The 25,466-nt window shown below is 66.4% G+C and carries 21 protein-coding genes and 1 pseudogene; 13 read left to right on the forward strand and 9 right to left on the reverse strand.

The features are described from left to right. The 3 genes from VML93_RS18520 to VML93_RS18530 all read left to right on the forward strand — a co-directional run. On the forward strand, nt 1-551 hold a 551-nt coding region (locus VML93_RS18520), incomplete at its 5' end, for an alpha/beta hydrolase (protein WP_325612880.1). 83 nt (nt 552-634) lie between these two features. Further along, nucleotides 635-946: a DUF3303 domain-containing protein gene (locus VML93_RS18525; RefSeq protein WP_325612882.1), complete on the forward strand. Its 312-nt coding sequence runs from the start codon at nt 635-637 to the stop codon at nt 944-946. A gap of 43 nt (nt 947-989) precedes the next feature. Next, entirely contained in the window at nt 990-3,605 is a 2,616-nt protein-coding gene (locus VML93_RS18530; RefSeq protein ID WP_325612884.1) for a LuxR C-terminal-related transcriptional regulator, read from the forward strand. Here the strand turns inward: VML93_RS18530 and VML93_RS18535 are convergent. Continuing rightward, nucleotides 3,600-4,364, reverse strand: a complete 765-nt coding sequence (locus VML93_RS18535) for a glutamate racemase (RefSeq protein ID WP_325612886.1) — start codon at nt 4,362-4,364, stop codon at nt 3,600-3,602. The two genes, VML93_RS18530 and VML93_RS18535, sit on opposite strands and share 6 nt — an antisense overlap. Before the next feature lie 8 nt (nt 4,365-4,372). Then, the gene (locus VML93_RS18540) at nt 4,373-6,301 is read right to left on the reverse strand and encodes a methyltransferase domain-containing protein (RefSeq protein ID WP_325612888.1); all 1,929 of its coding nucleotides are present in this window, start codon (nt 6,299-6,301) and stop codon (nt 4,373-4,375) included. A 247-nt stretch (nt 6,302-6,548) separates the two neighbouring features. Between VML93_RS18540 and VML93_RS18545 the strand changes: the two genes are divergently transcribed. Beyond that, nucleotides 6,549-9,704 carry an AAA family ATPase gene (locus VML93_RS18545; RefSeq protein ID WP_325612889.1) on the forward strand — a complete coding sequence of 1,052 codons (3,156 nt, stop codon included), beginning with the start codon at nt 6,549-6,551 and terminating at the stop codon, nt 9,702-9,704. On the opposite strand, the gene VML93_RS18550 is transcribed toward VML93_RS18545, so the two are convergent. Both VML93_RS18550 and VML93_RS18555 read right to left on the reverse strand, forming a co-directional pair. Beyond that, nucleotides 9,701-10,483 carry an SDR family oxidoreductase gene (locus tag VML93_RS18550; RefSeq protein WP_325612890.1) on the reverse strand — a complete coding sequence of 261 codons (783 nt, stop codon included), beginning with the start codon at nt 10,481-10,483 and terminating at the stop codon, nt 9,701-9,703. The two genes, VML93_RS18545 and VML93_RS18550, sit on opposite strands and share 4 nt — an antisense overlap. Nucleotides 10,484-10,510: 27 nt before the next feature. Continuing rightward, a pseudogene (locus VML93_RS18555) lies at nt 10,511-11,986 on the reverse strand (flavin-containing monooxygenase); the annotation flags it as partial. A 183-nt stretch (nt 11,987-12,169) separates the two neighbouring features. Here VML93_RS18555 and VML93_RS18560 point away from each other — a divergent pair. Next, the gene (locus VML93_RS18560) at nt 12,170-12,598 is read left to right on the forward strand and encodes a hypothetical protein (RefSeq protein WP_325612892.1); all 429 of its coding nucleotides are present in this window, start codon (nt 12,170-12,172) and stop codon (nt 12,596-12,598) included. A gap of 6 nt (nt 12,599-12,604) precedes the next feature. On the opposite strand, the gene VML93_RS18565 is transcribed toward VML93_RS18560, so the two are convergent. Both VML93_RS18565 and VML93_RS18570 read right to left on the reverse strand, forming a co-directional pair. Next, entirely contained in the window at nt 12,605-13,984 is a 1,380-nt protein-coding gene (locus VML93_RS18565; RefSeq protein WP_414686389.1) for a PPE family protein, read from the reverse strand. 118 nt (nt 13,985-14,102) lie between these two features. Then, nucleotides 14,103-14,513 carry a GNAT family N-acetyltransferase gene (locus tag VML93_RS18570; protein WP_414686388.1) on the reverse strand — a complete coding sequence of 137 codons (411 nt, stop codon included), beginning with the start codon at nt 14,511-14,513 and terminating at the stop codon, nt 14,103-14,105. 151 nt (nt 14,514-14,664) lie between these two features. On the opposite strand from VML93_RS18570, the gene VML93_RS18575 reads away from it, so the two are divergent. Next, a complete protein-coding gene (locus tag VML93_RS18575) occupies nt 14,665-15,453 on the forward strand; it encodes an SDR family oxidoreductase (protein WP_325612898.1) in 789 nt (262 codons plus the stop codon). Between the two features lie 28 nt (nt 15,454-15,481). Further along, nucleotides 15,482-16,675: an acyl-CoA dehydrogenase family protein gene (locus VML93_RS18580; RefSeq protein WP_325612900.1), complete on the forward strand. Its 1,194-nt coding sequence runs from the start codon at nt 15,482-15,484 to the stop codon at nt 16,673-16,675. 64 nt (nt 16,676-16,739) lie between these two features. On the opposite strand, the gene VML93_RS18585 is transcribed toward VML93_RS18580, so the two are convergent. Further along, a complete protein-coding gene (locus VML93_RS18585) occupies nt 16,740-17,468 on the reverse strand; it encodes a DUF2652 domain-containing protein (protein ID WP_325612901.1) in 729 nt (242 codons plus the stop codon). Between the two features lie 110 nt (nt 17,469-17,578). On the opposite strand from VML93_RS18585, the gene VML93_RS18590 reads away from it, so the two are divergent. The 5 genes from VML93_RS18590 (at nt 17,579) to VML93_RS18610 (ending at nt 21,757) form a co-directional block, all read left to right on the forward strand. Then, nucleotides 17,579-18,250 carry a hypothetical protein gene (locus VML93_RS18590; RefSeq protein WP_325612903.1) on the forward strand — a complete coding sequence of 224 codons (672 nt, stop codon included), beginning with the start codon at nt 17,579-17,581 and terminating at the stop codon, nt 18,248-18,250. An 89-nt stretch (nt 18,251-18,339) separates the two neighbouring features. After that, the gene (locus VML93_RS18595; protein WP_325612904.1) at nt 18,340-19,275 is read left to right on the forward strand and encodes an NAD(P)-dependent oxidoreductase; all 936 of its coding nucleotides are present in this window, start codon (nt 18,340-18,342) and stop codon (nt 19,273-19,275) included. A gap of 22 nt (nt 19,276-19,297) precedes the next feature. After that, the gene (locus VML93_RS18600) at nt 19,298-20,056 is read left to right on the forward strand and encodes an SDR family oxidoreductase (RefSeq protein WP_325612906.1); all 759 of its coding nucleotides are present in this window, start codon (nt 19,298-19,300) and stop codon (nt 20,054-20,056) included. Nucleotides 20,057-20,061: 5 nt separating this feature from the next. Then, on the forward strand, nt 20,062-20,925 hold the full coding sequence (locus VML93_RS18605) for a hypothetical protein (RefSeq protein WP_325612907.1): 864 nt from the start codon (nt 20,062-20,064) through the stop codon (nt 20,923-20,925). Between the two features lie 34 nt (nt 20,926-20,959). Then, complete coding sequence (locus tag VML93_RS18610) at nt 20,960-21,757, forward strand: SDR family NAD(P)-dependent oxidoreductase (protein ID WP_325612909.1); 798 nt, start codon at nt 20,960-20,962, stop codon at nt 21,755-21,757. Between the two features lie 147 nt (nt 21,758-21,904). Here VML93_RS18610 and VML93_RS18615 read toward each other — a convergent pair whose 3' ends face one another. Then, nucleotides 21,905-23,056, reverse strand: a complete 1,152-nt coding sequence (locus VML93_RS18615; protein ID WP_325612924.1) for a MalY/PatB family protein — start codon at nt 23,054-23,056, stop codon at nt 21,905-21,907. Between the two features lie 62 nt (nt 23,057-23,118). Further along, on the reverse strand, nt 23,119-24,213 hold the full coding sequence (locus VML93_RS18620) for a dihydrodipicolinate reductase (protein WP_325612910.1): 1,095 nt from the start codon (nt 24,211-24,213) through the stop codon (nt 23,119-23,121). A gap of 260 nt (nt 24,214-24,473) precedes the next feature. On the opposite strand from VML93_RS18620, the gene VML93_RS18625 reads away from it, so the two are divergent. After that, the gene (locus VML93_RS18625; protein WP_414686390.1) at nt 24,474-25,457 is read left to right on the forward strand and encodes an LLM class flavin-dependent oxidoreductase; all 984 of its coding nucleotides are present in this window, start codon (nt 24,474-24,476) and stop codon (nt 25,455-25,457) included. Nucleotides 25,458-25,466: the final 9 nt, after the last annotated feature.

A 25,466-nucleotide genomic window follows, 5' to 3' on the forward strand; every position in this document is an offset into this window, starting at 1 on the left:
TGGTCGGACACGATTGGGGCGGCGGCCACGTGATGAATGTGGTGATGCACCGCCCGGAGTTGGTGCGTAGCTGGGCCAGTGACGCCATCGGGTTGTTCGATTCCGAATACATTTGGCACGATCTCGCACAGGTCTGGCAGACCCCGGACGAGGGCGAGGAGTCGGTGGACACCATCCTCGGCGGCACCGTGCAGGACCGCGCCGGACAATGGGCCGCGTTGGGCATCCCGATGGACATCGCAACGCCGATCGCCGCAGCTCAGGGTCCGGAGATGGGTCGAGCGATCCTGTCGTTGTATCGTTCCGCGAGTCAACCCGCGATGGCCGAGGCGGGACGCGCACTGGAGAATGCCGCGGCTCGGCCGGGGCTCTCACTACTCGCCACCGAGGACCCCTACATCGGCTCCGAGGAACTCCGCCGTCGCGCCGCAGCGCGGGCCGGAGCGCAGACGGCGGTGCTCGACGGGCTGGGGCACTGGTGGATGGTGCAGGATCCGGCTTGCGGCGCAGCGGTTCTCACCCGCTTCTGGGAAACGGTTGATCAAAAATAGCGTACCCGACTACTTAACCCCCTTGAGGTTTCGTGCGCGACGATGACGGCGTGGCAGAGCGCCAACACCGCAAGGAGGATGAAGTGAAGTATCTGGTTTCCTGGACGTACCGTTTCAACGGGTCGGCGGCCGATAACGAAGATTCGATGCGGCGCGGCTTGGCGGTGTTCTCCAAGTGGGCTCCTCCGGAGAGCACGACCTACCTCGCATTCCTGGGCCGAGTTGACGGCGGCGGTGGATTCGCTGTGGTGGAGACCGACAATCCGGCCGACCTCGCCGACACCACAAGCAAATTCGCTTTTATCGCCGAATACCAGATCTATCCCGTGCTCGAGATGGAGCAGGCCGCGCAGTCCCTGCAGCAGGGCGTCGACTTCCGCGAGTCGATCAGCTGAACTGCCAGGTGCGGCCGGACTGCGTTTCTCCTACGCTATCCGGGTGCGTTTGACGTGGCCGCTGATCGGCCGGTCACAGGAAATGGCGGTCATCGAGGATGCCATTTCCGAGGCGGGGACGCCGGGAATCGTCGTTAGCGGTGCGGCCGGCGTCGGAAAGAGTCGAGTTGTGCGTGAGGCACTCTCGGCGTCGGCCTCGCGAGGGGTTGAAACTCGTTGGGCGGTAGGCACTGCGTCGGCGCTCTCGCTTCCACTGGGCGCGTTCGCCGCCTGGGTGAGCCTGCCCGAACCCCATAACAGCCAGCTGGTTCACCTGGTCCGCGACGTTATCGAGTCGCTGACCGCCGCACCACCGCTCACCCCGGTGGTCGTCGCCGTCGACGATGCGCATCTCCTCGATGATCTGTCGGCCTTCGTTCTACAACAGATAGTCCAGCGGCACGCGGCCAAAGTGGTGCTGACGATTCGCAGCGGTGAATCGGTTCCCGCTGCGGTGCAAGATGTATGGAGCGGCGCCGGGTTCGACCGCCTGGACCTGCAGCCGCTGTCGGCCGATGAGACTTCGACGCTGGTGTCGGAAACGCTGGGTGGCCCGCCGGATCCGGATGCCGTCCGACGCCTGTGGAAGCTGACGCGGGGCAATGTGCTGTATCTACGCAATATCGTCGAGCAGGAGGTGTCCGACGGACGACTCGCGCGACAGCACGGCCACTGGCGCTGGAGCGGCGATCCGATCGTGCCGCCCAGCCTGGCCGAATTGATCGAGTCGCGGATCGGAATGCTCCCGGACGCGGTCGGCGACGTGGTGGACGCGCTCGCGGTCGGGGAGCCGATCGAACTGGCGGCGCTGGCCCGAATCACCGACCCGGCGGCGATCGAGGAGGCCGACGTTCGCGGCTTGATCACGTTGGGCAGCGGTTCGGTAGAAGTCCGGCTGGCCCATCCGGTGTATGGCGAAGTGCGCCGAAAGCGAGTTGCGCCAACGAGACTGCGTCGGCTGCGGGGTCGTGTCGCCGCGGAGCTGGCCGCGTCGGACGACAGCGACGAAGTGCGAATGGTGGTGCGACGAGCGGTATTGCTCGTTGACTCCGATCTCCCACCGGACCCGGGCCTGTTGGTCAGAGCCGCCGCAGGTGCCATGTTCCTGGCCGACGCTCCGTTGGCGGATCGGCTGGCGGCTGCGGCCATTCGTGCGGGTGCGGGAGTGCAGGCCTACAACATCCGCTCATTTGCGCTGGCGTGGCAGGGCCGTGGTGAGGAGGCCGACGCCGTGGTGGCTGGAACGCCCACGGCGGGTCTCAGTGAGGCCGACCGCGTGTATCTGCTCGGCCATCGCGGCTTCAACAAGCTGTGGGGACTCGGCGATCCCGATGGGGCGAAGGAGTTCTTCGACGAAGCCGCGCGAATCGCGACGACCTCCACGCGCAGCTGGAGCGATGCCTACCTGACTGTCTACTGGGCGTCGATGGCCCGGCCGGAAAAGGCAAGGACTTTCGGCCACGGCATCGACCTCGAGCAGTTACCCGGGATCATCAGCGCGGCGGCGGCGTGGGCGCTGGTTGTCGCGCATGGCGATGCGGGTCGCGCTACCGACGCGGACCGGACGGCCGAAGTCGGCAATGCCTACGCGGAGCGCATGGCGACCGCTGCCCACATGAGACTCCTCATCGTCGACAGACATGTCGGCGCGCTTCTGCAATGTGGTCGCCTGGGCGAGGCGAGTTCGTTGGCCGAGCGGGCACGTCAGCAGACAGCGGATGTTCCCGGCGTTGCCCGGCTACTGAGCACCGCGATTGTGGGCCGAGCCGCCCTGGGATCGGGCCGCCTGGGTGAAGCAAGGTCTTGCTTGGCGACCGTTGTCGAGTTGTTTACCGGTGACTCCAACGGTTTTCGCTACCGATACCTGATCCCGCTTACCACCGCTCTGGCGATATGCGGCTTGACCGATGAAGCGTCAGCGGCGCTCGGCGCGGTGGAAGCTGAACACCATCGAAGTTGGGGATTCGTCAACTACGAGCGCGATCTGGCGCGCGCCTGGGTGGCGGCCTGCCAGGGCGCGCTCAGCGAAGCGGTCAAGATGGCGGCAGCTGCGGCCGAAACCACCCGTGCCAATGGGCAATTCGCCGCGGAAGCGGTGTGTTTGCAGACCGCGACGCAGTTCGGCGATGGTTCGACCGCAGTACGTCTGCGCGAACTCGAAGCGGTCGTGGAGGGTCCTCGGGTCGGTGTGGCCGCCCGGTTCGCTGCCGCCTTGGCCGCTGGTGACGGCGCTGAATTAGCTGCGGCATCGGAGGAATTCGAAGAGATGGGCGATCTCGTCGCGGCACTCGATGCGGCTGCGCATGCAGCAACGGCGTATCGCCAGAAGGACTTACGGGGATCGGCGCTGGGTTGCTCGACGCGAGCGGAAGCGCTGGCCGAGCGGTGCGGCGGGGCGTCTACGCCCGCGCTTCGTCAAGCCAGCATGCGTGTTCCACTGACCCCGCGAGAGCGAGAAATCGTGATGCTGTTGCGAGAGGGGCTGCCCAGCCGCGCGATTGCCGAGCGCCTGACTCTGTCGGTGCGCACCGTCGAAGCCCACATCTACCGGGCAATGGCACGGACCGGCGTGTCGAGCCGCCAGGAGCTCGCGGCCCTGCTGAAGCCTTCCGGGTCATGAACGGACGGCGGTAGCCGTCACTACGCTGCCCCACGCGCGGGCCGCGCCAAGCCGCATGGCCTTGGGGTCGCCGGTGGTCAGGAACACCCTCGGGCCCCGCGTCTGCTGGGTGCGCGGATGCCGCGCGGCGATCGCGGCCGCCATCCGCTCGGCCGGGTCGATCAGCAAGGTGTGCGGCATCGCGGCGGCGAACCATTGACTCGCGGCGGGGTAGTGGGTGCACGCCAGGACCAACGCGTCGACCCCTCGCAACGGCGCAACGATCCTGGACAAGTCAGCGAGAAACTGCGGAGATCCGGTGCGCCCGGCCTCGATGTGCGCGGACAACGGCTGCGCCACCCGAGACAACACCACCCGGCCGCGCCTGGCCAGCCCGCGCCGGTAGTGGCCGCCGGCGATGGTGCGCCGCCCCCCGACGACGCCGACCGAGCCGGTGATGTCGTCGGGAACCGAGGCCAATCCGTGGCCGATGATTCCCTCCACCGGAATCGGCGCCGCACCAAGCCGTCCGACCACCGTGCTGGCCGCGTTGCACGCCAACACCACCTCGGTGGCACCCCGCTCGGCGAGTCTGGTGACCACCGTGGTGAGGCGCGCGGCCAACTCGTCGGTACCCATCCGGCCATACGGAGTGGCCCCGGCGTCCGACCAGTACAGCACCGGCAGCCCGGGTGCCACCTGGTCCAGGGCGCGCACCAGGCCGATTCCGCCGATACCCCAATCGACGATCCCCAGGCACGAGTTTGTGGATGCGGACATCAGCTGCCTTACGGGTAGGTGAGCGGGGCTGTCTGCCCCTTGTCGAGCGGTCCGGAATCGAATGCCACCACTCGTGCGGACGTGGTCGCCGTCAACGTTTCCAGCCGGGTGCCGGGGAACCGGCTGGCAAAATACCAGCTGTATTCGTGCTCGGCGCGGATTGGATTGTGCCGCAGCATTTCCCGCCAGTCGGGATGCGTGGTCAGGGCGGCCAGGTCTTTGGCGAACTGTGGCCGGGCACGTTTTGTGCGCAGGTGCGCGACGGCCGAACGGGCGAGCACTCCGAGTTCGCGGGCACGCACCGGGTGCTCGACCATGTCGACCACCCACAGCCGCCCACCGGGAACGAGCACCCGCCGGATCTCAGCCATCACCGGGTCCCAGTCCAGGTAGCGGAACGACAGGAACGAGATCACCACGTCGACGTGGTCGTCGGGAACGTCCAGCGCCGGCCCGTTGACCTTGATGAACCGCAATCGGGTGTGATCGCGACTGCGTTCCCGCGCCTTGTCGAGCATGCCCGCGGAAGCGTCCGCCCCGATGCCGAAGTCGATGTCGCCGCGGCCGTCCAGCTCGCGCAGTAAAGCGCCATTGCCGCAACCGATTTCCAGGATCCGCAAGCCCCGGCCAAGCTCGGCGCGGACCTGGGCGGCCTTGTCGGACACCCACTGCCACTCCGCCTCGCGGACCGTAATGTCGCCGTAGGCGCGGTCGTAGAGCTCGGCCACCCGATCGTAGGAGCGTTCCGGGTGCGACTCAGCCGGAAGGCTCTGCACCAGTGGCTCCGCCGCGCAACCGGAATACTTGCGGACGCTTCCGGTCCAACCATGCGATTTCTTGCCTGGCGCGGCGATCATGTAAAGACTCGGGCGGGCCTCCGGGTGGCGACCCGCCCACGCAAACCGGTCTTTGCGTGCAGACACGGTTGTGTAGTTGTAGTTGCCGTACGCGGGAACTGAGAACACGTCGGCGAAAAAGGGCGCGAACCAGCGCGCCGTCCGGCACGCGTGGAAATAGGCACGCCCGTTGGCGGCGAAGGGAATTGACATTTCCCGCCACTCGTGCGGGGAGAACTGTTCGGGCCAGTCCGTGGTACCGAACATCGGGCCGTACATCCCGGAGTGGCTGATCAGGTGCAACTCGCTGAGCTCCCGGCCCGAACCGGCGAAATGGGCCAGCTCGGCGGTGAAGTCGGCCTTGTGGTGTAGGCCGGACACGACCACCTCGGCGTCGGGACTCGCGACGGCCAGCTCTCGAGCCATCGTCGTTGCGGCAACAGCGAATTCGGCCGACCCGCCGCGGTAGTGGGTGGTGTGGGCCACCCAGATCACCGGCTTCGTTCGGCTTTTCGGAGCCATTTCGGCGAAGGAGACACGGGGGTGATTGCCCTGCGGAATCCATGCCCCGTAGTTGCCGACCAGCTCCAGCGCCTCTGACCGCTCCAGGTCGAACACCCGCATTCCCGGCGCCGGCGGGCTGTAGAAGTGCAGGGTCAGCCCGTACTCCCCGGCCGTCATGTCGTGGATCACGTCGGGCGTAATCGGGATCGCCTGACCTTCAGGGCGGGTGGCGCTCTCGGTCACCACCAGCTGCGGGCCTTTCCAGTCGAACCGCCGCTCGGTGAAGGTGCCCTCGACCGGGATCACGAAGCCGGCCGAGCCGCCGTGGTCGTGCGGGGCGCAGCTGTGACGCGGACGCCAGCGGGCGAGCATGATCTCAACCTCGTCGTCGACGCGCAGGATCGAGCGCGAGTAGGGCTCGCCGGGTGCGGGGACTTGCGCCAAGATGGACAGCCTCGACCGGGCGTGCGCAACGCGAGCCAGCAGGTCAGGGCCCGGCACTTCGCCACGTACCGCAACGGCGGCCAACGCGTCTAATAAGGGCGTCAGCTCCGTGAGCCGTGTCAGGCAGGGCAGGTAGTGGGCGATCTCGGTCATGTTGGTTTCCTCGGGCTCCGAACATGGCCGGGTGTGGGATCACGCGTCGATGCTGTCGCGATACGGCCGTTACGAAACCGTGACGCCGGGGCCTAGAAGGATCCTTGCGAGATCCTTGAAGGATTCTTGGAGGATTCTTGGAGCGCGGCGTGGCAAGTTGCGCGAGCAGACGCAAGAGCACCCAATTTGGTGCCCGAAATGGGTGCTTTTGCGTCTGCTCGCCAGCTCGCAATGACACGATACGGACGTGGAACTGTCCTGTTGGTCGTGCGGAAGCCCGTTGGCCGCATCGGCTAAGTTCTGCAGCGAGTGTGGTAAGCCGCGGGCCCAGAGCTCCCAGTCGGCGGAGTACAAACAGGTCACCGTCTTGTTCGCCGACGTGGTGCATTCCATGGACCTCGCGGCGTCGCTCGGTGCCGAGCGGCTCCGGGAAGTGATGGCGGCGCTGCTGGATTGCTCGACGGCCGTCGTGCAGCGCTACGGCGGCATTGTGGACAAGTTCACCGGCGACGGCATCATGGCGCTGTTCGGCGCTCCGGTTGCCTTGGAAGACCATGCTTTTCGTGCTTGCCTGGCGGCCACCGACATCCAACGGGAAGCCGAACGCTTGGCGGCCGACGTGCAAACCCGTGATGACGTTACCCTGCAACTTCGCATCGGTCTGAATTCCGGACAGGTGATCGCGGGCGAAATCGGCACCGCCGCGGCAAGTTACACAGCTGTAGGTGAACAGGTCGGGATGGCTCAGCGAATGGAATCGGTGGCACCGCCGGGCGGGGTGATGCTCAGCGAATCGACGGCGCGGTTGGTGGACAACGCTGTGCTGCTGGATGAACCGGAGTTGCTGCGGATCAAGGGTTTTGACGTTCCGGTCGCCGCCCGGCGGCTGGTCGCCATCGGTGAGAACCGGCCCCTTCGCCGGGGTGAGTCGACTCTGATCGGCCGGACGTGGGAGCTGAACACGATCAGCGGGATTCTCGACGAGGCCATCGGCGGCGCCGGGTGCGTCGTCAACGTCAGGGGACCTGCCGGCATTGGCAAGAGTCGTTTGGTGCGCGAAGCCGCTGCAATCGCTGCCGACCGTGGCGTCCCGGTGTTCACGAGTTACTGCGAGTCGCATACCTGTGACATCCCCTTCCAGGTCGTGGCGCGGTTGCTGCGGGCAGGAATGGAAATCAACGATCTGGACACCGGTACCGCCCGGGTGCGGGTGCGGGATCGATTTCCCGATGCCGACCCCGAGGACCTCTTGTTGCTGGAGGATCTGCTGGGGATCCGGGACACGGCAGTGCCATTGCCCGATATCGCGGCCGACGCGCGGCGACGGCGATTGACGGCACTGGTCAGCGCGGCTTCGCTGGCGCAGACGGATCCTGCCGTCTACGTGGTCGAGGACGTGCACTGGATCGACGAGGTGAGCGAGTCGATGCTGGCGCAGTTCCTGGCCATGATCCCGCAGACACCCATGCTGGTGCTGATCACCTACCGGCCCGAATACATCGGCGCGCTGGCCCAAGCGCCGGATGCGCAGACGATGGCGCTGCGGCCACTGAATGACGCGCAGGCTTCGGCCTTGACCGCCGAACTGCTGGGCGGTGACCCGTCGACCGGCCGGTTGGCGGAACTCGTCGCAGCGCGGGCTGCCGGGAATCCGTTTTTCGCCGAGGAGATGGTTCGGGACCTGGCAGAACGCGGTGTGCTGCAGGGTAATTCGGGCTCGTACCGTTTGCAGGGCCCAGTTGAAGACGCAACTGTGCCGGCCACGTTGCAGGCAACGATCGGTGCCCGCATCGACCGCTTGGACTTTGCCGCGAAAAAGACGCTGAACGCCGCCGCGGTGATCGGGTTACGTTTTGACCCCGATCTGCTGCGTGTGCTGGTCGACAGCACGGACGTGACCCCGCTGATCGACGCGCAACTTGTCGACCAGGTGCGGTTCGCCCCGCGTGCCGAGTACGCGTTTCGCCATCCGATGATCCGCACCGTGGCCTACGAATCGCAGCTGCGGGCCGATCGCGCGCAGCTGCACCGGCGCCTGGCCGCCGCGATCGAAACCGGCGGTGCGGCCGAGGAAAACGCGGGGCTGATCGCCGAGCATCTGGAGGCGGCCGGCGAACTGCACGCGGCCTTCGGCTGGCACCTGCGAGCCGGAATCTGGGCCAACTTCCGCGACATCACCGCAGCACTCACCAGTTGGCGCCGGGCACAACAGGTTGCCGACCGACTGCCCGAGGACGATCCCGATCGCATGTCGATGCGGATCGCGCCGCGCAGTCTGTTGTGCACCAATGCGTTTCGGGTCGGGGGCAGTGGCGCGGAAACGGGTTTCGACGAGTTGCGTGACTTGTGCGCCACGGCCGGCGACCAGCGATCGTTGGCGATCGGCATGGCCGGTTTGGTGATCGCGCACGAGATGAAGGGGAATCTGCACGACGCTTCTCGGCTCTCCAGTGAACTTGTCCAATTGCTGGAGTCGATTGGTGACTCGACATTGTCGGTCGCGCTGCTCCCTTCGGCATTAGTCGGCAAACACGAGACCGCCGAAATGGCCGAAATCCTACGTCTGGCACAGTATCTGATCGACCTAGCCGAAGGTGACCCGACCAAAGGCAACCTGATCGCCCAGTCGCCTTTGTCGGTCGCGATGGCGTTTCGCGGCCTCGCCGGCGGCTGCTTGGGCATTCCCGGCTGGCGAGACGATATTCGGCAGGGCGTGGAAATGGTCCGTTCTGCCGCCGGGCCGATGGGGCTCTCGGGGACGATTTGGTTCGCGTATACCTTGACGATTCCGACCGGGCTTTTGCTCGCCGACAGCACTGCCGAACGCGACACCGCCCAAGCACTGGCCTTGGGGGAGCAGTCCGGTGACGATCTTGCGCTCGATCTCACGCGAACCACCCGGGGTGTGACCCTTGCCTATCAGGATGGTCCGGTACGCGAGGCGGGCCTCGACTTGCTCGCCAAGATCCGCGAAAGGGCTATGAACCAACGGTTCTCGATGACGCTGCTGCCGATCACCAATATCTGCACCGCGAGACACCACGCCCAGCTGGGCGACATCGAGGGCGCTATCGGATTTTCTCGGACCGCGGTTGAGGAACTTTTCAGCCAAGGCATATCGACGTGGAGCGCTCCGACCGTCGCGGTGCTGGTGGAGTCGCTGTTGCTCAGGGGTTCCGAGTCAGATCTGAGCGAGGCGCACGCCGCGATCGATCGGCTCGCGGAACTGCCGACCGACCCCGGCTATGTGCTGCACGAGATCTGGCTGCTGCGGCTCGAGGCCCTGCTGGCCCAGGCCCGCGGCGATGACGCCGCCTACCGGCAGCACCGCGATCGCTACCGCGCGCGTGCGGCAGAACTGGGTTTCGAGGGCCACATGCAGTGGGCCGCGGCGCTCGCCTAAGTCACCCACTCCGGCTGGCCGGAGGTGTCCACCGCAGAGAAGTCCTTATGACCCAGACCGGCCACGCAACCGCCGTCGACCACGAATTCTGAGCCGGTCGAATAGCTGGACTCGTCACTGGCGAGGTAGATGACGAGGTTGGACACCTCTCGGGGCTCGGCGATTCGACCCAGCGCGGTCTGGAAGATGTCCTCGGGAACCCATTCCGTCATCGGTGTCTTGATCAGCCCGGGGTGGATGGAGTTCACCCGGATTCCGCTGGGCCCCAACTCCAGTGCGGCCGATTTGGTGAGTCCGCGGACGGCGAATTTCGTTGCGGTGTAGCCGTGGCAGGCGATCGTGCCGGCCAGCCCCTCGATGGACGAGATGTTGATGATCGAACCGCGGCCGGCGTCCTTCATCGGCTTGACGACCGCACGAATCCCCAGGAACACCCCGGTCAGGTTGATGTCGAGGATCCGATGCCATTCGGAGAGCTCGTAGTCCTCGAAAGTGCCGACGTTGATGATCCCCGCGTTGTTGACCAACACGTCGACCCCGCCGAACGCGTCGAGCGCGGTCGCTACCGCCGACGCCCACTGCTCGGGCTTGGTGACGTCCAGTGAGACGTATCGGCATGAGTCGCCGACCTCTTTGGCCACCAGTTCGCCTTCATGGTCGAGGATGTCGCCGAACACCACCTTCGCGCCCTCGTCCACCATCGCCCGCACATGCGATGCGCCCATCCCGCGCGCGCCGCCGCTGACCAGCGCGACCTTTCCCGCCAAGCGTCCTGCCATATCGTCCTCCAGATCGTTCGAATCGCCTTATGTTCTCAGCTGGTAATCGTCGGGGTTCGGGCGGTTCGTCCACTTCCAGTAGTCGACGATGCGCCAGGCATACAAGGTCGGCGCCGAGCCCGCGGCGTTCTTGTAATAACTGGCCACCGCAGGGTGGGTGTACACCATTGTCTTGAGCTGCTCGGCGCTACGCCGGTTGTAGTCGTCGCACACGTCCTTACGGACGACGGCCGAGCCGACGCCCGCGGCCAGCACCATGTCGATGCAGTCCATGATGTAGCGCATCTGGCATTCGGAGTTGTAGACGATGCTGGCCCCGTTGACGGCATTGGTGCCCGGTCCGTACATGCAGTAGAAGTTCGGGAAACTCGGCACCGCGACGCCCAGGTATGCGTACGCCGCGTCGCCCCACTCCGCGTTGAGCTCCACCCCGTCGAGCCCGCGCACATTGATGGGACCGAGTTGGTGGTTGACGTCGAATCCGGTGGCCCAGCACGTCGGCCGGCCGGTGCACGCCGTCGACGCTGGTCACGCCGTCGGTGGTGATCTCGGCGATGCCGTCGCGGATCAACTCGACGTCGTCACGCTGCAGCGTCAGCAGCCAGGTGCCGTTGTCTTGAAGCATGTGTTTACCCATCGGCGGGTAGTTGGGCGTGACCTTGGCCAGCAGTTCCTCGTCGGAAGTGAAGGCGCGCATCCACGCGATGAACAGCTCGCGGACCTGCTGGTTGGCCGCACTCACCGACAGGCCGCCGTTGTCCCAGTCGGGGTCGATCACCACCGGTCGGCTGCGCCGTCGGTGATCGGCCACCACAGCACGAACCGTAGCCAGCGCCCGTAGTAGGGCAGGTGGCGTACCGCCCACTTGGCTCCCTCGCCGATCGGCGCGTGATAGTTGACGTTGGGAGCCATCCACTGCGCGGTGCGCTGGTAGACGTCGACGTGCTCGGTGATGGCCGCGATGGCCGGCACCAGCTGGAACCCGCTGGCGCCGGCACCGATCACCGCCACCCGCTTGCCGGTCAGGTCGACGGCGTCGTTCCAGTCCGCGGTGTGAAAGACGGGCCCGGCAAAGGTGTTGGCGCCCTTGATATCCGGGATGACGGCGTTGCTGAACTGGCCCACCGCGCAGATCAGGGCCCGGGCGGTCAGCGTTTCGCGGCCGCCGTCGGCGCCGCGGGTTTCCACCCGCCAGGTGGCCGTGGCGTCGTCCCACGTGGCGCCAATGACTTCGGTGTCGAATCTGACGTGCGGAGCGATGTCGTGACGCCGCATCACCTCGTCGAGGTACCCCAGGATCTCCGGCTGCTCGGAATAGAAATGAGACCAGTGGTCGGTGGGTTCGAACGAATACGCGTAGTAGTGGTTGGCGATGTCGACCCGGCAACCCGGATAACGGTTGGCCAGCCACGTGCCCCCCACCTGCGACTGCTTCTCGATGATGGTGAACGGCACGCCGGCCTGCTTGAGCTTGATGCCGGCCAGCAGACCGGCCTCGCCGCAGTCCGTCTCGCAGTGCCGGGTGCCGGATGTCCGGGAATACCGCATCGCAACCGCCGTGCACCCGAGGTAGAGTTGGCAAACATTGTCAGTCCGGGCTGGGGGAGGTGGATTCAGTTGGCCAGTAGGCCAGTTGGTGCGTTGAAAAGCCTAGTGCCGATTGGTGTTTTGGGTGCAGCTGTGCTTGTGACCGGGGTCGGATCCGGGCCGGGCGGCACACCCGGGAGCTACACTCTGATCTCGACGACGACGGCGTCGGCGCCGCCGGCGACTCCGTTGACACCGAATGACGGCGGGTACGTGCGGGTGCAAACGAAGTCCGGGGCGGTCAGTTGTTCGATCAATGCCGAGCTGGTCGCCTGCCGGACCGCCGCGAACAACTGGCCCACCGATTCGGACGGCCAGCACCAACACGTCGCCAGCGTCAAGGCCAACGGCGAATTCAATTGGGTGAAGGCTGATCTCGGGTTGCTCGAGGGCAAGGTCACGATGGATTATCAGACCTACAGCGCGGTGGGCTGGACGATCGTCGCCAGCTCCGACGGCACGAAGTTCACCAATGACCGCACCGGACACGGCATGTCCGTCAGCGTGCAGAGCGTGACGCCATTCTGACCGCGCTCACCACACCAGCTGGGCGTGGCTGAAGTACGGGCCACCTGTTGGGTCGTACTGCGAATATCCCTGGTTGACGATGGGTGTGAGCGCGGTATTCAGCCAGCTGACAACGGAATTCGGAGCACCCATTTGCTGCAGTGGCCACAGTAACGGCAACGTGGCGGTGGGGATCATGTAGGTCGTCGTGGATCCGCCCAGCGAGTTCGTCTCGGAGGAGACCATCACCGCCCCGGACAGCGAGGCATGTGCGGTGGGCGAATGTATGTGCATCGCACCCTGCACGGCATTCAGGTCGGCCAGCAGGTTCCAGGGCCGGTCGGGAGGATCAGCCCAGCCGTCGTATTGCGTATACACCACATCGGTGTGGTATTTGGTGACCGGCGGAGCCGCCGTGGTGTAGCCAATGATGCGCGGGAAGTTGGTTCCGGCGGGCAGGTAGGTGTCGGCGATGCCGCGCTCGGGGTTGCCGAACTCGACGAAGGTCACCATGTTCGCCGGCGGCGCGCCGGGAGCACTGGCCAAATAGGCTAGCTCGCGGTCGATGACCAGCGTGCCCTCCGACAGCCCTGCCACCACGAACGGCTGGCCCGTGGCGGTGGCGTTGAGAATGTCGGTGTTCAACATCTGCTGACCGATGGCCAAAGACTTGTTGATGGTGGGGGCGTTCAATCCGGTGAATATGCCCGCGCCGGCCGGATAGTTCACCACCTCCGGAGTGGTGCCCTGGAACCAGTTGGCACCGATCGAGGCGTTCAAGGCCGCATATTCGTCGGGCGTCAGGTGTCCGGTGAACAACCCTGGAGCAGCACCGGGAAGGGTAATGCGTGTCCCGGTGAAGGTCGCCGAATTCTGTGCGGCCAGGTTCTGTGGTGATTGCTGCCACGGCGTCACTTGCCCCCCGGCAGCCGACGCCGCCGCGTGATAACCCACCATCGCGGCCACATCCTGGGCCCACATCTGCTCGTATTCGGCTTCGACCGCCGCGATGACTGGAGCGTTCTGCCCCAACAGGTTCGACACCACCAGCGACCTCAACTGCACGCGATTGGCGGTGACCGCCGCCGGATGCACCGTCGCGCCGAACGTCGCCTCAAATGCCTCGGCCGCCGTCCGGGCGGCGCCGGCCGCCTGCTCGGCCTGGCTAGCCACCGCACCCAGCCACGCCACGTAGGTAGCGGCCACGTTTCCCATCGCCGCCGCGGCCGCACCCTGCCACCACTGACTTGCCATGCTCGAGGTCACCGACCCGAACGAGGCCGCCGCGGACCGCAGCTCGGCCGCCAAGTCGTCCCACGCCGACTGCGCCGCCAACATGGAGCCCGACCCCGCGCCCGCATGTATCCGCACCGAATTGACCTCGGGCGGCAAAACCAAATAGTCGATCGGTGCGCCCCCTTCCTGCGGTCTTGACGATGGCGACGCCGCGTGAAATGGCTCAAGTCATTGTGGCCGATACGCTCGGGGCCGCGATCAAAATCGCGGAATCGGCGCGGGTTTCTCGTCAGGACCCGACGGCTGGCGGCCGGCCGAGCCGCAGATGCAGGATCGGAAAGGGACGCCCGTCCGCGTCGGTCTCCGAACGATTGAGCGTGCTGAAGCCGTGGTGCTGATAGAACCCGACGGCTTGAGGATTCTGTTCGTTCACGTCGACCAACAGATCGGGAACCTTCGCGATCGCCTCGCGCAGCAGCGCGGATCCGACGCCGTGGCCACGATGCCGCTGGTCGATGAACAGCATCTCCAGCTTGCCGTCAGCCAACCCGGAAAAACCGACCGGGGTGCCTTCCAGAGTTGCCACAGTCAGCTCGACCAATCCCAGATACTCACCGGCCAAACGCTTTTCGTAGTAGTCGATATCGTCGGGGGTCAGGAACTGATGCGTAGCCTGCACCGTGCCACGCCAGATGGCCACGAGGACAGGCCATTCGGCCGCACCCCGACACGGCCGCAACACCAGATCATCCGTTGGCCCCACGGCGACAGGCTAGACCTGCCGACAAGACAGATCTCGCCGGGTGTCAGACTTCCTCTACAAAAGCCAAGCCCGGCTAAGGAAGGGACGGATGATGACCGCTGATCGGCACCGGTCCCGCACGTTCGTCGTGACCGGCGCCGCGTCGGGTATCGGCCTGGCGACGGCGCGGCGCCTGCTGGACGAAGGCGGCACCGTCATCGGCACCGACCTGGCCTCCCCGCCCGACCTCGGCCCCGGGTTCCGGTTCGTCTCGGCCGACGTGACCGACGAAGCCGCAGTCGCGTCCGTGCTGGCTGCGGTGCCGAACCGCCTCGACGGTGTCGTGCACTCCGCCGGAGTCGCTGGCGGCGGTCCGGTCCATCTGCTCCCACGCGCCGAATGGGACCGGGTGATCGGTATCAACCTCACCGCCACCTTCCTGGTGGCCAAGGCCGCGCTGGCCAGGATGATCGAACAGCCCCGGGTCGACGGCGAGCGCGGCTCGATCGTGACCCTGGCCAGCATCGAGGGCCTGGAAGGTACCGCCGGCGGCAGTTCATACAACGCCGCCAAGGGGGGTGTTGTGTTGTTGACAAAGAACATCGCGCTCGACTACGGCCCGAGCGGGATCCGGGCCAACGCGATCTGCCCGGGCTTCATCGAAACGCCGATGCTTCACAGCGTCTTCGGCATCCCGGGGATGGAAGGCCCGGCCGGCTCGATCACCAAGGAGCACGCCCTGCGACGGCTGGGACGGCCGGAGGAGATTGCCGCCGTGGCGGCCTTCTTGTTGTCTCCCGACGCGTCCTTCGTCACCGGTCAGGCCATTGCGGTCGACGGCGGCTACACCGCCGGCCGGGATCACGGCGTGGTCGCGATGTTCGGCTTCCCCCAATAGCCCGAATACCGAGCGATAGGAAACACCGATGACGTCGATATCGGAGACAGCCGAAACGAGTGGCCAGGTCGTTGCCAAGGCACAGGGGATGCGTGACCTGGTGCGTGCCGAGGCAGCCGAATCCGAGCGGTTGCGCACGCTCACCGACGCGATTGTCGACGAGATGTGGGCCAGCGGACTGATGTCGGCGTTCAACCCCGTCGTCGCCGGCGGAGCTGAACCGTCGTTCGCCGAGATGATCGAGACGTGGATCGAAATGGCTTGGCAGGACGGCTCGTTCGGGTGGATCGGCATCGCGAACCTGCCGTCGTCGTTCGCGGCAGCGGCCTATCTGCCCGACGAGGGTTTTGCCGAAGTGTTCACCGCCCACGACAACCGCGTCACCATGGGAGGCCAGTTCTTCCCCAATGGGCAGGGGCAGACCACCGACGGCGGTTACCGGTTGAGCGGATCGTGGAGCTTCGGCTCGGGGATCGGTCATTCGCAATACGTCGCCGCCGGGTTCTTCCCGATGGACAACGGGGAGATGCGCTGGATCAGCGAAGGTATCCCGGACATGCAGGTGGCCGTGCTTCCGCGCGCCGACGTCTCGTTCAACGACGGCTGGTTTGTGCAGGGGCTCAAGGGAACTGGGTCGTACGACTACAGCGTCGCCGATGTGTTCGTGCCGCAATACCGGACGTTTCCGCTGTTCACCCGTGAGCCGCACAGGGGTACGTCAGCCGCCACCCGGATGGGGCTGATGCCGGTGACGGCGGCCGGTCACGCGTCCTGGGCGCTCGGGGTCTCCAAGAGCATGCTCGACGATGTCGCCGAACTGGCGGCCACCAAATACCGGATGAGCGACATGGCCGCACTGGCCAGTCGCCCGACCTTCCAGAAGGGGCTGGCGCAGCACGTCGCGGCGTGGCGCGCCGCACGCCTGCTGGTGCTGGACGCCTTCACCACCGCCGAGGCCGCCGTCGCAGCCGGCCAAGAACTGACCCCGACCTTACGAGCTGACATGCGTGCGGCCGCCAACCATGCCACCGACACGGCGCGAAGCTGCGCGGAATGGGCTCATCTGGTCGCCGGAACCACCTCGATCCGCGAGGGCACTCGCCTGGAACGCGCATTCCGTGACATGTACACCGGAACCCAGCACGCCTTCATCAGTGAGAAGGTCGCTATTGACGTGGCACAGGTCTGGCTCGGCATCGTCGAGGACCAGTTCGGCCTCTGAGCGGCCTCGCGCCGAGCGTCACGCCAGCGTGACTGCGGGGCGGCGGGTGGTGGAGAAATCGCAGCTAAGCCGGTGCTTCCCGGGCGCCGCGGCCCAGGTGACGGAACCCCGCACACGCCTTCTTGATCCCCAGCGCGTAGGGCAACGCGCTGGACTCGAACCTCAGCTTCGATGCCAGCCGGGCGCCGAAGCGGGGCTCGGGCACCTCGGGTGCCATCACGGACGTCGCGAGGTCGATGTAGTGGGTGGAGGTGTCCCCGATGCCCTCGAAGTGGTGGGTCAGCGGGTTGCAAAGCCCGCGCATAGGCTCGTCCAGGCACTCGGCGACGGGGTCAGTCATCAGGACGTATTCCGGCACCGGCACGTCGTTCTTCAGCATGCGGTGCACGAGGATGACGTCGACGCCGGCCAGCTCGACATGCCGCTTGACCTTTTGCTCGGCCACCTCGCCCTGGTGCGCGACGAACTTCAGCGACAGGCTGCCTAGCTGCTCGCAACTGTCACAGTCGCAGGCGGCATCCTTCTTCATGCTTTCCCGAGACCTGAGAAATGACCGGCGCATATCGGAAATACGTTCGCAGATAAGCACTTTGGCGTTGCCGCCGGGCGCCCAGAAGAAGGCCGCGTCGCCCTCCAGCTTGGCCAGCTTCAGGCCTTTGCCGGCGTCGATGACCGACTCCAGCAGGCCGGCCACCGTCAGCTGGGCGTGGGCCAGGTGCATCCGGTTCCAGTGCATGTAGTTCGTATATCCGCCAATGTCAGCAATGAGCAGAACCGCGCGTTGGATGGCCATGATTTCCCGAGTCTAACCAGGTCAGGCGCGCAGAGCGATCGGGTGTGCGAGCGCGGTGGGCCCACCGTCCGTCGCCACCGCCGCAGCCGAGAGGGTGGCATCCTTGGTCTATGGGCTTGGTCGTCCGCCTCGTGGAGCTTCTCATCATGGTGATGCCGCTGGTGGTGTTGATCGTTGGCGGGCACATGGCGTTCTCCGCGTTGCGGCGGCGGGGCGCCGAGCCTCCTCGGGAGCCCAGCGGCGTAGACCGGGACGCCACCCGCGCACGCTTGGGCGGCAACCAGGCCGCCCAGTGGGCCGCGATCAAGCGTGTCGTCGAGCAGCACGACCGGACGGATCAGCGCTGGCTGGATTACGAACTCGACTTCGCCAAGCTGCTGGACTTCCCGCTGATGACCGACATGCGCAATCCGTTGACGACGAGCTTTCACAAGGCCAAGCTCAGGTCGGACCTGCTCCGCCCCACCAGAGCTGAAGATCTGCTCGACGACCGAGAGGCCGCGGCGCAGTACCTCGCAGCCGTCGAGGAGTACGCAACCGCCTTCGATGTCGCCGAGGCTGAGGCGATCCGGCTGCGCCGCACCGAATTCTCTGAGGATGGACAACAGCGGATCGCGCGTGCTCAGCGGCTGTTGCGCGTGGTGTCGGACGCCGCCGCGACGCCACAGGAGCGTCAGCACGCCTACGACCTCGCCCGTAAAGAACTCGATGGGCTGATCGTGTTGCCCGCCCCGACCCAGGCGAGAATCGAGCGCGGGATCGCCGGTGAATTAGACGGGTAGCCGTCGCCGTCCGAGCCGCCTGAGGCTATTGAAGCCGCCATTACGGACCAGCGGGCAACTGTAAACTCCGGGCCGCATACCATCAGCGCATGCGTGGCTACAAGATCTTGATCACCGGCCCCAGCGGTCAGGTCGCCGCCCCCATCGCGCGGGCGCTGGCCGCCGACAACGAGGTGTGGGGTATCGCCCGGTTCACCGACGCCGCGGCGCGTGCCGGTCTGGAGCAGGCGGGCGTGCACTGCGAGGCGGTCAACCTGGCCGCCGGCGACTTCAGCGCGCTCCCGGACGACTTCGACTACGTCCTCAACTTGGCCGTGGCCAAGAGCGGGAACTGGGACAAGGACCTGGCCGCCAACGCGGAGTCGGCCGGCCTGCTGATGTCCCACTGCCGCGGCGCAAAAGGCTTCCTGTACTGCTCCTCGACGGCGGTCTACGACCCGCCGGACGACGTGCCGCGCACCGAGCATGCCGCGCTGGGCGACAACCACAAAGTCGTGTTCCCCACCTACTCGATCTCCAAGATCGCGGGCGAGGCCGTGGTCCGGTCGATGGCCCGAGTGCTCGGCGTGCCCACCACCATCGCTCGTCTCAACGTCCCGTACGGCGACAACGGCGGGTGGCCGTTCTTCCACATGGAGATGATCCTGGCCGGCATTCCGATTCCGGTGCCGCCCGGCGGGCCGGCCTGCTACAACCCCATCCACCAGGACGACATCATCGCGACGATCCCCAAGCTGCTCGAGGTGGCCTCGGTCCCGGCGGTCACGGTCAACTGGGCCGGCGACACGACCGTCAGCCTCCAGGAGTGGTGCACCTATCTGGGCTCGCTGGTCGGCCGCGAGCCGGTGTTCCAAGAGAACCCGCAGGCGCTGGGCGGCGTGCCCATCGACCTGACCCGGATGCGCGAGCTCGTCGGCGGCACCACGGTCAATTGGCGCGACGGGATCAGCCGCATGGTCGCCAAGTTTCATCCGGAGTTGGTCAGCTCGGTGGGCGCAACGGCCCAGCGCGTCGAATTCGATTGATAGGACGGATATGTCGAGAACGGTGGTGATCGGCGCGTCGAGCGGGCTCGGGCGCTGTATTGGTGTCGGCCTGGCGCAGCGCGGCGCGAATGTCGCGCTGCTGGCACGGCGGCGGGAACGTCTCGAGGGGGCGGCGCAGGAGGCGGGGGAGGGCTCGATCGGCATCGAATGCGATGTGACCGACCAGGATTCGTGCCGATCGGCAATCGATCAGGCCGCTGAGGCACTCGGCGGCATCGACCACCTGGTGTATGCGTCGGCCATCTGCCCGCTCGCGCGCATCGCCGAGACCGACGCCCAATTGTGGCGGCAGGTCATGGACACCAACGTCATTGGTGCGTCGCTGGCAACGGCCGCTGCGATCCCGCATCTGGCGGCGTCCGAGGGTAAAGCGGTGTACCTCTCCTCTGATTCGGGCACGTACGGCCCGCCGTGGCCCGGTCTGGGCGCGTACGGCGTCAGCAAGGCGGCGCTGGAGCGGCTGGTCGAGGTGTGGCGGGCCGAGTATCCGAATGTCGGCTTCACCAACCTGATCGTCGGCGAGTGCGCCGGCGGCGAGGGCGAATCGATGACCGGCATGAGCTCCGACTGGGATCGCGAGCTCGCCACGAAGGCTTACCCGCTGTGGACCGCCCGCGGCTGCATGCCAGGAAAATTGATGCCCGTGGAGGATCTCATCGAGGTGGTGCACATGGTTCTGCGCACCAATGCGACGACGTCGATGCCGGTCGTGGTTGCCCGAGGCGCGTCGGCGACCCCGGCAGGCCTGCTGGACGCCTGACTGAGATGTCTGAACGTCCGCGCGACATCAGAGAACTGCTCGACGACACCGAGGCCTATCGGGACGAGCTGCATCGCCGTTGGACCGGGCTGCTCAGTTACCGCTACATCGGTCGCAATCACGGGTCGATGAACCTCGGCGAGGTCGACGACACGGTTCGCATCCGACGCGACATGCGCAACGAGGCCGGCGGAATCATGGCTGCCCCGTTGGCGATTGCGTCACCGGAGGGGTGTCAGACCGACATGGTCGCGGTACCCAATCCGGTGATCTCCTCGGTGCAGATCCTGGATCCGGGCTTAGACGTCGACACCATCCTGGTGGTGGGTTCCGGCAACATTCACCAGGGCAGGATGATGGGCTACGGTCGTTGCCTGATCGTCGACGCCGACAACCCCGACCGTGTGATCGCCTTCATTCAAGGGCAGGGCGCGGTGATCGGCACTCCGCCGCCCGGGCTGGAGAAGATGGACGTCACCGGCACCGAGCTGGTCATCGAGGATTCCCCCGACCTGCCGCCGCTTTGGCAGGCGTTCGGCGCGTCCCGGCGCGACGACGGGCACTGGGTGATGCCCGAGCTCACCCTCGAGGTGGCGTCGCCCGACGCCGCGCTGCACATCGGGCCGCAGCACGTCTTGCTGGAGACGGCCGCGATTGATCTGGCCGCCGAGCAGGCGGGCACCAGGAAGCTGCAGGTGCAAAGCTGGCACGTGATGTTCATGTCTCGAGGCAAGGTCGGCCCGTTCCGCGCCGATGGGACCGCCTACCGCGGCGCCGACGGGCGCATCGGCGTGCGGATGCTGATCCACGACGAGGGCAACGATGATCGCCCCATCACCGCCGGCTCGGCGGTGTTCGACGTACTGTAGGCGCGTCTGCTCGCCCCACTAGGGAGAGGTGCACATGGAACTAACTGGCAAGACGGTCCTGCTCACCGGCGCCACCGGCGGCCTCGGGCGCGCGATCGCCGCCGCGCTGGCCGGCCGCGGCGCGCGTCTGATCCTCAGCTCGCGTAAGCCGGAGGAGCTCGATCAGCTGGCGTCCTCGCTCCCCGGCAGCGGTCACCGCACCATCGTCAGTGACCTCGCCGAGGCGGGCGCCGCGCTCACGCTGCTCGCCGAGGCGGGCGATATCGACGTCCTGGTCGCCAACGCCGCGCTGCCGGCGTCGGGCAAGCTCGACGACTTCACCGCCAAGCAGATCGACCGAGCGCTGACGGTCAACCTGGAGGCGCCGATCCAGATGACCCGAGAGTTGATCCCGGCGTTCACCGCGCGGGGGTCCGGGCACTTGGTGTACATCTCGTCGCTCTCCGGCAAGTCGGCGACGGCCCGCGCCTCGCTTTATGCGGCAACGAAATTCGGCATCCGCGGCTTCGCGTGGTGTCTGCGCGACGACCTGCGCCCAGCCGGCGTCGGCGTCTCCCTGGTCAGCCCGGGAGCGATCGGCGGCGCCGGGATGTTCGCCGAATCGGGCGCCACCGCACCGGCGCTGCTCGGCACCGGCACGCCCGAACAGGTCGGAGCCGCAGTCGTTTCGGCGATCGAGCGCAACCGCGGCGAGGTGACCGTGGCACCGTTGCGTGCGCGGGTGCTGGCGCGAATCGCGGCCAACGCCCCGGGGCTTTCCTCGCGTCTGGCCGGCGACATCGCGGCCAAGGCCGCCGACGAGATTGCCGCCGGTCAGACCGACAAGCGCTGACGCTTGCTGTTCGGCACGTCTGCGCTGACGGCAGCGTCTCATCGACTTCGCATCGAGACTGCAACCACGGCGTCGAAACTGCGGTGAGGGCGTCTTTGAGCGCCGTGGAGTAGCCCTGAACGCAGGCTCGACGCAACATTGGCCGCGCTAGGCGAGTTCTCGAATTGCGCGGCCCATGCGTGATACGGCCTCGGCCAGAATGCCTTGTGAGGTTGCGATGTTCATGCGCACGTGGCCCACTCCGCCCGTTCCGAAGGCGTGACCCGAGGTGAGCAGGACGCGGGCGTGCTCGAGGAACCAGCTCGCGGGCCCGGACAGATCGGACACCACAGCGATACCGTCGGCGGCCTGTTCGGTGAACCCGAGCTGCCGGCAATCCAGCCACGCGAGATAGGTGCCTTGCAGCGGTTGGTATTTGACGCCGGGAAGGTGCTCGGCGACCAACTCGCCCAGCAACGTTCGGTTGGCGTCTAGGCCCTGCAGCAGCGCGTCGAGCCAGTCACCAGCCGAGTGGAAGGCTTCGGCATGCGCGATGACGCCCAGGTGGCTGGGTCCGTGACTGACCTCTTCGGGCAACCGCTTGAGGTCCGCCGCCGACTCCGGACCCGCAACGGCCAACGCGGCTTTCAGCCCGCACAGATTCCACGCCTTGGAAGCCGACAGCACGGCCAGAGCGTTCTCCGCCCCGGGGACACTCAGGTACGGCGTGAATCGCGACCCCGCCAGCACCAGCGGCGCGTGAATCTCGTCGGATACCACCCGAACACCGAAGCGGCGGGCGCGTTCGGCAATACCGCTCAGTTCGTCGACGGTGTGCACCGCCCCGGTCGGATTGTGCGGGTTGCACAACAGGTATGCCACTTTCCCGCCTGCCCCGGCCGCGTTACGGGCACGCGAGAACGCTTCCTCCAACGCCGTCAACTCAATCCTGCCGTCACTGCCCAGCGGCGCTTCGACCACGCGCCGGCCGTCGTGCGACACGAATGCGAAAAACGGCGGATACACAGGAGGATTGACGATCACCGCGTCACCGCGATCGGTGACCAGACGCAGCATCTCGACCACGCCGAGCATGACGTCGGGAACGATCGCCGTGCGGCCGATCTCCAAGTTGTGCCATTGCCAACGGCGCGAAGCGAATTCACTGAGCGCCTTGGCATAGGCCTTCCCGTAGGGATAGCCGGTGTCGCCGATATCGACGGCCCGGTGGATGGCTTCGGCCACCGTCGGCGCGAGCCTGACATCCATCTCGGCGACCCACAGCGGCAGCACATCGGCGGGGCGCGCGCGCCATTTCATGCTGCTGCGCTCTCGCAGTTGTTCGACCGTCAGTTCCTCGAGCGGATTCACGATCCACTACGTTAGCCGCCGACGAAGGCGCCCTTCGGGATCGTCAGGGGCAGATCCACCGAACTCAGCAGACCGGGTTCTGCGGCAACGACATACGGCACTGCGTTGACGACGCGCATCGCGGTCGCGACCATCGCGCCGGCCCCGGACGACATGCTCGCGATGCCCGCCCGGGCCGGGTCGCGGAGCGTGGCAGCCAGGGTGCAGTCGATGTCGGGGTCGCCGGTGATCATCACGCGGTAGGACAGATCGCCGATCCCGGTGGGCCAGTCGGGGGCGACGTCGTGCGCGAGGCGGGTGACGTGCTCGATGACAATGGCTTCACGGCCGTCGACCACACCGATGGCCTGCATGCGCAACGCGCCGCACGTTCCAGCCTCCACCGTGCCCATGGCGACTTCCAGCGTCCGGTTGGTGACGGCGCGGTCGAACCCTTCGCGGACCTCCTGAACCTCGACGCCGAGCGCGTCGGCGACCAACCGGATCTGTCCCTGCCACTCGCCGGCGATCGCGCCGGGAAAGCCTATCCACGGCTGGTAATCCATCGGGCGGCCGAAGCCCAGTGCGTCGCTCATGATGTCGGGCACCCCGTAGTCGTCGTACAGGCCGATCTCGAATGCGTGGATTTTCTCGATCGACGACGACTGAGTGGACAGCACCAGGGGCAGGTAATCGGCGGCGAAGCCTGGTTCGATCCCCGACGCGTACAAGGACACCTGGCCCTGCTTGGCGGCCGCGACCAGCTGATCGCGCCATTCGGCGGGTTGATAGGCATGCGGATTCACCAGACGGGTGGTGCTGGTCGTGACGACGTTGATCCCGGCTTCGAGCAGCTTGACGTAGTCCGGAATGGCCAGCGCGTCGCGTTCTGGGCCGCTGGCCGCATAGATCACGCAGTCCGGCCTCAGGGCGATCAGCGCGTCCGCGTCGTTGGTGGCGGCAAGCCCGATCGGCTCGCCGTTGGCCAGCTCGCCGGCGTCCTTACCGACCTTGTCGTCGGAGTGCACCCAGACACCGACCAGATCCAGATCGGGCCGGTGCTTGATAGTGCTGATGGCGATCGACCCGATGCCACCCGTCGCCCACACCACCACGCGGTATGCCATCTTCTTTCCTCCTTTGGGATTTCGTCATCCGGATTGGCAGCGAAAGCCGAAGCGACGGATCTGGCCGTCATCGGGCCTCTTCGGGGGCGGTCAGAACTGATACCGAATGTTTGATCCGGAAGCTAACAGCAGGGGACCGGCGGGTCAAGGGTTGCGTCGCTCAAGGACCGGCGATGCTCTTCGGGATATTGAACAAACATTAGGTTAAGGTGCTTGGATATGACGGCATCGGACGGCCGACGGTTGGCCGGGGCACGCTGATGTTCACGCTGAGGTTCGACATGCGGGTGCCCAGTTGGGCCGGCCCGGCCGCGGACCTCTACGCCGCGGCCATCGACATGTGCGCGTGGGCAGAGACGCGAGGTGCGGTGCTCGCCGTGCTATCTGAGCACCATGGCACCGACGACGGGCATCTGCCGGCGCCGCTGATGTTGGCCTCGGCGATTGCGGCCAGGACGCGGAGTTTGGCGATACTGCTGGCCGCGGTGCCGATTCCGATGTGGGATCCCGTCCGGCTCGCCGAAGAGATGAGCGTGCTGGACCTGATCAGCAGGGGACGGGTGTCCTACGTCTTCGGGGTCGGGCATCGACGTGAGGAGTACGACCACTTCGGCATCGACATGGCCACCCGCGGCCGGGTGGCCGACGAGATCTTGGCCGTGCTGGGCCCGTTGCTGCGGGGTGAGCCTGTCGAATATCGCAACCGCACCGTGCGGGTTACCCCGTCCTGCGGCTCGGCCGGTGGGCCGCTCATCCTGATCGCCGGTGGCAGCGAGGCCGCGGCCAGACGGGCCGGGACCGTTGGGCTCGGGTTCATCTCGCAGACCGACCGGCCCGGCCTGAAGGAGTTCTACGAAGCGCAGTGCCGCGCCCACGGACATCAGCCCGGAGTCATTCAGTTTCCCGTTGCTGGCGCTCCGACAACGGTTTTCGTTGCCAGAAACGAGCGAGCCGTAGACGAGGCCTGGGATGTGTTGGGGCCCCACCTGCTCCACGACGCACTGATGGCGGCGTCCTACCGGCCGCACGGCGATTCGGTGGCCAGCATCACCCGTGCCGACACCGTGGCCGCGCTGCGCGCCGAGAACGGCCCGTACCGCATCCTCACGCCCGACGAGGCGACCGACTACGTGCGCAGCGGTAGGCCGCTGCCGCTGCACCCGCTCTGCGGTGGACTCCCACCCGAGCAAGCATGGCCATATCTGGAACGTGCTGCGGCCGCCGCGGGCGGTGCCAACGACTAAGGAGTGTCA

Origin of the sequence: Mycobacterium sp. (assembly GCF_035499775.1) — a bacterium.
Taxonomy (GTDB): Bacteria; Actinomycetota; Actinomycetes; order Mycobacteriales; family Mycobacteriaceae; genus Mycobacterium.